The following is an 8092-nucleotide window of genomic DNA, read 5'->3' on the forward strand; positions in this document are numbered from 1 at the left end:
CTTACACGGTCAAGGTCATATAGAACTGAGTGCCCTGCCCCGGTCGCGAGTAAACGCCCATCCGGCCACCGTGCAGCTGCACGATCTCCTTGCACAACGCCAGACCGAGCCCGGCCCCGCCTTTCTTGCGGCCGACCTGGACAAAGGGCTCGAAGATCCGCCCCTGTTGCCCATAGGCAATGCCTTCACCGTTATCTTCAACGCTGATGATGACCCGGTCCCCATGTCGCCGGGCTTGCAACCGTATCAGTCCGCCACTGGCGGTATGGCGCAGGGCATTGTCGATCAGGTTGTCGAGCACCCGGTCCAGTTGCGGCTGATCGGCTTGCAAGCGTGGCAAGGGCTCCTGGACTTCGATCAGGAGCTCGACGCCTTTGTCCTGCGCACCGTCGCTGAAGCGAATCTGCGCTTGTTCCAGCAACTCCTCAATGGAGCACGGCGCCAGGGTGAGCTTCTGCAGGCCATTCTGGTAGCGAGAGAAATTCAGCAAGTCGTTGATCAGTTGCATCAGGCGCTGCATTTCTTCATTGACCGTGTCCAGCAGGTCGGCTTCTCGGGATTCTGGCGGGAAATGCGCGCGCTCGCGAAACAGGCCGAATGCCATGTGCATCCCGGTCACGGGCGTGCGCAGCTCATGGGAAGCGCGTAGGACGAACTCGCTGCGCACCCGTTCGAAGGCACGTTGTTCGGTCACATCGTGCAGCACCATCACCGCACCGAGAATCTGCCCTTGGGTATGAATGACCGGCGTCAGGCTATAAGTCAGCAATCGCGTCTCGCCATCGACCTCGATGCCCAAATCATCCGGCACTCGCTCCAGCGTACCGCCACGCAGTACCAGCTGCAGCTGTTCATCGAGTTCAGGGTGCTCCAGCGCCTCACCCAGGCCTCGTCCAAGTCGATCGGTGTCCCAGCCCAACTGACGCTGCGCGACCGGGTTGAGGTGCTCCAGGTGCCCCTGGCGGTCGATCATCAGCAAACCGTCGTCGATGCCGTCGAGCACCGCCTGCAAACGCTGCTGCCCTGCCAGCAACTCATCGACATTGGTGGCCTGGTGCTGGCGTAGCGCCTCGGCCATGATGCCGAAGCGCCGGGTCAGCTGATTCAACTCCACGGACGAGGACACCGGCAGCGTGACGTCGAAATTACCTTGGCCGATATGATCCGCTGCCTGCGCCAGCGCCTCGATGGGCTCGCCGAAACGCCGGGCGATGGCATGCGCAGTCACGAACCCGATGATCAACACCGCCAGCCCGACCAGGCCAAGCAGTCCGGCGATCAGCAGCGCACGCTCGCGCGCCTTGCGTTCGATGGTGCTGATGTCGTCCAGCGCCCGCTTGTGTTCGGTAATCAAGCCATTGCGCAGCAAATTGAATTTTTCGGTCAGCTCATCGTTGCCGTTCAGCACTCGCGTCGGGTCAGCGGACACCTCATACGCACGAATAAAGTCCAGATAGTCGGCCTTGGCCTTTTTGAAACCGTGTTCGAGATTTTCGCCCGCCGGCTCCTGGGCAATACCTTCCTCCAGCAGCTCAAGGTAACGCCGTCTGGATGCTTCGAAGGCGGCGGGATCGTTGTTTTCGCTGAGCATGATGATCAACTGATCACCCAGGGTCTGGCGCAGCTTGAGTCCCAGATCCAGGGTGACGAAGTTGTTGCGCACCAGCGCTTCCTGGCTCCCGGCCATCTGCAACACACTGACAAGACCAAGCAGCAAGCCCAGCAGTGCAACAGTGATCAGCGCGGAAATGCTGAGAAAAAGCCGGGTCTGCAACTTCATCGTCAGTTTCATCGGCGCTGACTCACAGGTTGTACTGCTTGCGCTTGCGATACAGCGTCGACGCGTCGATCCCCAAAGTCTTGGCGGCTTGATCCAGGGTCCCCGCTGTGGCGAGGACGGCACCGATATGGGCCTTTTCCAGCTCATCCAGGCTTAACGGCGCTCCAATGCGCGGGGCGTTATTGATCGGCGCTTCGGCCATGCCCAGGTGGCTGATCTCGACCCGTTCCTGCGGGCAGATAATGCTCGCCCGCTCCACCACGTTACGCAGCTCGCGAATGTTCCCTGGCCAGCGGTAACCCAACAGCGCTTCACGGGCCTCGTCACTGAAGCCCCGTGCCGGACGCGCGTATTCCTTGACGAACCGGGCCAGGAACCGGTCGGCGAGGTTGAGAATGTCTTCCCGGCGTTCGCGCAGCGGCGGCAGGTGCAAGGTAATGACATTGAGGCGATACAAAAGGTCTTCGCGGAAACGGCCGTCGCGGACCATGTCCTCAAGGTTCTGGTTGGTGGCCGCGAGAATGCGCACATCAGCCCGACGAGTCACCGGATCCCCTACCCGCTCGTATTCCTTGTCTTGAATGAAACGCAGCAATTTTGGTTGTAAAACCAAGGGAAAATCGCCGATTTCGTCAAGAAACAAGGTCCCCCCGTCGGCCTGGTTGACGCGTCCCAAAGTACTTTCGCTGGCGCCGGTAAAGGCGCCCCGGCTGTGGCCGAACAGCTCGCTTTCCATGAGTTCGGCCGTCAGCGACGGGCAGTTGATGGTGATGCAGGACTTCTTCGCGCGCTTGCTCCAGCCGTGAATCGCCTGGGACAACTCACCTTTACCGGTGCCGGACTCACCGAGAATCAGGATGTTGGCATCGGTATTGGCTACTTGGCGGGCGGTCTCGAGCACTACTTTCATCGCTGGGCTATGTGAGTCCAGTCCGTCCTTGGGTTTGCGTATCTCACCTTCCAGGGCCTCCAGACGTGCCGACAACTGCCGCACTTCCAGCTGCTTGGCCGTGGCCAGGCGCAACTGATCGGGACTGCACGGCTTGACCAGATAGTCGGCGGCACCCGCCTGTATCGCATCCACGGCAGTGTCCACAGCCGAATGCGCAGTCACGATCACCACACGCATCCACGGAGCCTGGATGCGCATCTGCGCCAGAACGTCCAGGCCGTTGTCCTCTCCGAGTCGCAAATCGAGGAAGCACAGGTCGAAGACCTGACGTTGCAGCAAGGCTTCCGCTTGCGCGGCGCTGTTAGCGGTCGCCACGCTGTAGCCTTCATCTTCAAGGCAATAGCGGAAGGTTCGCAGGATGGCAGACTCATCATCTACCAGAAGAATGCGGCCTTGATGCTCAGTGGCGGATTCCATTTTCCTACGCTCCTTAATGAATGATCTTTAGTTAGTCACGGAAAAATCGGGCAAGTTGCATGGTTCATTCTGATCCATTCCTGCCATGGCAGGGTAGCTATCTCCTGCCCCCTCGCTTCAGCACCCGGGTTCGCGCGTCTTTGAAAGAAAAGCCCGGATCAGAGATGTCTTGCGTCCATTTCTGACAGCTGCGCCCTCCTCTCAATTCAAAAATATTGCGATCTCTTTGCGATTAGTCGTGCATTACGCACGACCGCACGAGGGCTCATCGTGCAGGATGCGTCTGGACGCATTTATGGCATATCACTAACTTATTGTTTTTAAAGGTTTTTTTAAAGGAAAAAAGCTGGCATGCAGGCTGCAATAAGCTGATTAACGCAGGGCAACAACAAAAGCCCTCAACCCGATATTCCCCAGCGTGGGAGGAGCTTCAGGATGAATCGTCAACGTGCCGCCCAATTGCATCTCTCGCCACTGCATGTTCAGCAAGGCCTGTTTGCGGTACTTGCACTGTTGATCACCTTGTTTACCGGCCAACAGTTTCTACTTTGGGAACAGAGCCACCAGCCAGAAGCCCCGAGCGTATCGTTTGAACGTCCGACCCAAACCCACTTCAGCGCAGCAGGCAGCGGTTTGGCAGACAACACCCCGATGCGAATGATGGACGTCGACCAGGCACAACCGGCCGATGAGATGCCGCGTCAGGAACGCTGGGTGTTTTAAGCACATTCGACTTGGTGCGCTTGACGCGCCGGGAATGCAGCACCTTTAAATAGAAACGTAAGGAGAATCACCATGTTGAGCTGGGCAATCACATTCTTGATCATTGCCATTGTCGCCGCAGTCCTGGGCTTCGGTGGTATCGCGGGCACCGCCACGGGTATCGCCAAGATTCTCTTTGTCGTGTTCCTGGTGATGTTCATCGCTTCCTTCTTCTTTGGCCGTCGCGGCCGAGGGTGAACATGAGCGTTTCGTTAAAGACACTGGCAGCCGCCCTGCTACTGGGCGGTAGTGCCATGGCAATCGCCGCCAATGATGGGCAGGCACGGGTCAACGAACTCTTGAACGCTGACCCGCAGTACCGCGAAACCTGGCAAGGCGTAGTGAAAAAAGAAGAACGGCTGCCGGAATGGGTGATCAACCTGTCCGGCGATGCTGAACAAATGAACGGCGTTGAAGAGGATGGCGACAAGTATCTGGTGGGGCCGCTGTGCCAATCCCAGGCCAGTTGCACCAACGAACGCCTGATCGTCGCGGTCAGTTTCGACAAAAAGGAGGCCTACGCCATGCTGGTCGAAGTACCGGCAGGTTTACCGGCCGACAAGTCGCCGACACGGCATGCCAACTACCGTTTCCTCGGAAAACCGGACCAGGGTATGCAGGACTTGTTGATGGAGCAGCTGAGAAAAGATCCAAAGTGGTACTGATTTCCAGACGCGAAAGAAGCGCACTGCTTCTTTGCCGCTGCGCCACCTGAGGAAGGCAGGCGCATGACCAGGGGGTCGGGACGTTCTGCCTGCTTCAGGGGCGGAGTGACCTACGGGTACAGGGAGTGCCTGCGCAAGGGCCGGGTCAGGGTAATGCTGCCACGCAAGTTCGCCAGCCAACCGCGGCTCGACGGACTTGCGTAGAGCTTGAAGGCTAAAGTCGTTGTACTGTCCCAAGCCTTTGTTTTTCCGTTCGCGGTGCTCCATAAGCGACCGTACATCGAGAAAAATCGCCTTTCTTTTGTGCCCGGGTCTCGGCGCACATAAGGGGTTTTTCTGCCTTTTCAGCACCCTTCCCAGCTGATCAAAAAACACCCAATCTGCTCTGTGATGGCCGGTTCACGGCACTTATGCCTGCCAATATGTCGTATTCGAACCGGTTGGGACGCGCGTTTCACTGAAAAAACCTCATGCCGATTCGGCATAGGGTAGGCGTTTACGGCATTAGACGTCGCTTCCTTGCATCGGAATAGTTGCGCCTTTTTTCGCCTGCCAGAGAGCCACTAACAAGCGCTCCGGGGCTCCTTATACGGGGGCAAGTGCTCTGACATTTTCGCCACAAGCGAAACCGTTTCTGCATCTGTCCGAGTCAAACTGAAGTAAGGGTAAAGATATGAAGAAGGCAAAGCTTAGCCTCGCCTGGCAGATCCTCATCGGTCTGGTATTGGGGATTGCAATCGGTGCGCTGCTCAACCATTTCAGTGCCGAAAAAGCCTGGTGGATCAGCAACGTCTTGCAACCAGCGGGCGATATCTTTATCCGTTTGATCAAGATGATCGTGATCCCGATCGTCATCTCCTCCCTGATCGTCGGCATTGCCGGCGTGGGTGACGCCAAGAAGCTGGGGCGCATCGGCTTCAAGACCATCATCTACTTCGAAATCGTCACCACCATCGCCATCGTGGTCGGTCTGCTGCTGGCCAACCTGTTCCATCCGGGTGCCGGCATCGACATGAGCACCCTGGGCACTGTGGACATTTCCAAGTACCAGGCCACGGCGGCCGAGGTTCAGCATGAACACGCGTTCATCGAAACCATCCTCAACCTGATCCCGTCGAACATCTTTGCGGCCATGGTTCGCGGCGAAATGCTGCCGATCATCTTCTTCTCCGTGCTGTTCGGCCTCGGTTTGTCGAGCCTGCAGGCGGACCTGCGCGAGCCGCTGGTGAAGATGTTCCAGGGCGTATCGGAAAGCATGTTCAAGGTCACTCACATGATCATGAACTACGCCCCGATCGGCGTGTTCGCTTTGATCGCGGTGACTGTGGCCAACTTCGGCTTCGCGTCGCTGATTCCGCTGGCCAAACTGGTGATCCTGGTTTACTTCGCCATCGCCTTCTTCGCTTTCGTGATTTTGGGCCTGATCGCTCGCCTGTTCGGCTTCTCGGTGATCAAGCTGATGCGCATCTTCAAGGATGAGCTGGTACTGGCTTACTCCACCGCCAGTTCCGAAACCGTGCTGCCGCGTGTGATCGAGAAGATGGAAGCCTATGGCGCGCCTAAAGCCATTTGCAGCTTCGTGGTGCCAACCGGTTACTCGTTCAACCTGGACGGTTCGACCCTGTACCAGAGCATTGCAGCCATCTTCATTGCCCAGCTGTACGGCATCGACCTGTCGATCAGCCAGCAATTGCTGCTGGTACTGACCCTGATGGTCACCTCCAAAGGCATCGCCGGCGTTCCGGGCGTGTCCTTCGTGGTCCTGCTGGCGACCCTGGGCAGCGTCGGTATTCCGCTGGAAGGCCTGGCATTCATCGCCGGTGTCGACCGCGTGATGGACATGGCACGTACCGCCCTGAACGTGATCGGCAACGCCCTGGCCGTGCTGGTCATCGCTCGTTGGGAAGGCATGTACGACGACGCCAAGGGCCAGCGCTACTGGAACTCCCTGCCGCACTGGCGCAGCAAGGAAAAGCTGGCGGTTGGTGAAACCTCCAGCAACTGATCTGAACCCTGTGGTGGCTTTTCTGTGGGAGCCAGCCTGCTGGCGATAGCGGTACATCAAACAACAGAGATGTTGAATGTGCCGGCCTCATCGCCAGCAGGCTGGCTCCCACAGTGATCCGAGTCAGCCTCCCCAACAAACCCCGGAGAAATCCGGGGTTTGTCGTTTCTGGTCACCCCGCTATCATTCGCGCATCTTTTGGGGGATTTGACTGATGCTTAATGGCCTGTGGCTTGGCTTCTTCATCGTGGCTGCCGTGTCGGCGCTGGCGCAATGGTTGATCGGCGGCAACGCCGGGATCTTCGCGGCGATGGTGGAGAGCATCTTCGCCATGGCCAAGTTGTCCGTCGAGGTCATGGTCCTGCTGTTCGGCACGCTCACCCTGTGGCTGGGCTTCCTGCGGATCGCCGAGAAAGCCGGGATCGTCGAATGGCTGGCCAGGGCCTTGGGTCCACTGTTTTTGCGCTTGATGCCGGAAGTCCCGCCCGGCCACCCCGCCATCGGCCTCATCACCCTGAACTTCGCCGCCAACGGCCTGGGCCTGGACAATGCCGCCACGCCCATCGGCCTCAAGGCCATGAAGGCCCTGCAGGAGCTCAATCCCAGCGATACGATCGCCAGTAACGCGCAGATCCTGTTCCTGGTGCTCAACGCCTCCTCCCTGACCCTGCTGCCGGTGACGATCTTCATGTACCGCGCCCAGCAAGGCGCGCCCGACCCGACGCTGGTGTTCCTGCCCATCCTGCTCGCCACCAGTTGCTCGACCATCGTCGGCTTCCTGGCCGTCGCCTTCATGCAACGCCTGCGCGTCTGGGACCCGGTCGTGTTGGCGTACCTGATTCCCGGCGCCCTGGCCCTCGGTGGTTTCATGGCGTTACTGGGGACAATGTCAGCCACCGCGCTGGCGGGTCTGTCGTCGATCCTCGGTAACCTCACGCTATTTGGCTTGATCATGCTGTTTTTGTTGATCGGTGCAATGCGCAAGGTAAAGGTCTACGAAGCGTTCGTCGAGGGCGCCAAGGAAGGCTTTGATGTGGCGAAGAACCTGCTACCGTACCTGGTGGCGATGCTCTGCGCCGTGGGCGTGCTGCGGGCGTCCGGCGCCCTGGATTTCGGCCTGGACGGGATTCGGCACCTGGTGGAGTGGGCCGGCTGGGACACGCGCTTCGTCGACGCGCTGCCGACCGCGATGGTCAAGCCGTTCTCCGGCAGCGCCGCCCGCGCGATGCTGATCGAAACCATGAAAACCTCTGGCGTGGACAGCTTCCCGGCGCTGGTGGCGGCAACGATCCAGGGCAGTACCGAAACCACGTTTTACGTACTGGCGGTGTACTTCGGCGCGGTGGGTATCCAGCGCGCGCGCCATGCGGTGGGGTGTGCGTTGTTGGCGGAATTGGCGGGTGTGCTGGGGGCGATTGGGGTTTGCTACTGGTTCTTTGGGTGAATCCGACATTTATCGCTGGCAAGCCAGCTCCTATGTATGGACTCGCCCCCACTGTCTACCCGCTTTT

Annotated in this window: 7 protein-coding genes; 5 read left to right on the plus strand and 2 right to left on the minus strand. The window is 58.9% G+C overall.

The annotated features are described in order from the left end of the window. Position 1 precedes the first annotated feature (1 nt). Positions 2-1792, minus strand: coding sequence for a KinB sensor domain-containing domain (locus tag SOP95_RS29905; protein WP_274073818.1), 1791 nt, complete (start codon positions 1790-1792; stop codon positions 2-4). Between the two features lie 10 nt (positions 1793-1802). Next, positions 1803-3149: a sigma-54-dependent response regulator transcription factor AlgB gene (gene algB / locus SOP95_RS29910; RefSeq protein WP_274073817.1), complete on the minus strand. Its 1347-nt coding sequence runs from the start codon at positions 3147-3149 to the stop codon at positions 1803-1805. Between the two features lie 435 nt (positions 3150-3584). Here algB and SOP95_RS29915 point away from each other — a divergent pair, with 435 nt between their 5' ends. The 5 genes from SOP95_RS29915 (at position 3585) to SOP95_RS29935 (ending at position 8025) form a co-directional block, all read left to right on the plus strand. Then, on the plus strand, positions 3585-3872 hold the full coding sequence (locus SOP95_RS29915) for a hypothetical protein (RefSeq protein ID WP_323609294.1): 288 nt from the start codon (positions 3585-3587) through the stop codon (positions 3870-3872). 72 nt (positions 3873-3944) lie between these two features. Then, on the plus strand, positions 3945-4109 hold the full coding sequence (locus SOP95_RS29920) for a DUF1328 domain-containing protein (protein ID WP_003170804.1): 165 nt from the start codon (positions 3945-3947) through the stop codon (positions 4107-4109). 2 nt (positions 4110-4111) lie between these two features. Next, entirely contained in the window at positions 4112-4576 is a 465-nt protein-coding gene (locus SOP95_RS29925) for an inhibitor of vertebrate lysozyme family protein (protein WP_274073815.1), read from the plus strand. Between the two features lie 673 nt (positions 4577-5249). Beyond that, positions 5250-6581 (plus strand): glutamate/aspartate:proton symporter GltP, encoded by a 1332-nt coding sequence (gene gltP / locus SOP95_RS29930; protein ID WP_323609295.1) that lies wholly within the window; start codon positions 5250-5252, stop codon positions 6579-6581. A gap of 214 nt (positions 6582-6795) precedes the next feature. Continuing rightward, entirely contained in the window at positions 6796-8025 is a 1230-nt protein-coding gene (locus tag SOP95_RS29935; protein WP_150773141.1) for a nucleoside recognition domain-containing protein, read from the plus strand. Positions 8026-8092 lie beyond the last annotated feature (67 nt).

It is taken from the genome of Pseudomonas sp. YuFO8, assembly GCF_035065025.1.
Lineage (GTDB): Bacteria > Pseudomonadota > Gammaproteobacteria > Pseudomonadales > Pseudomonadaceae > Aquipseudomonas > Aquipseudomonas putida_AE.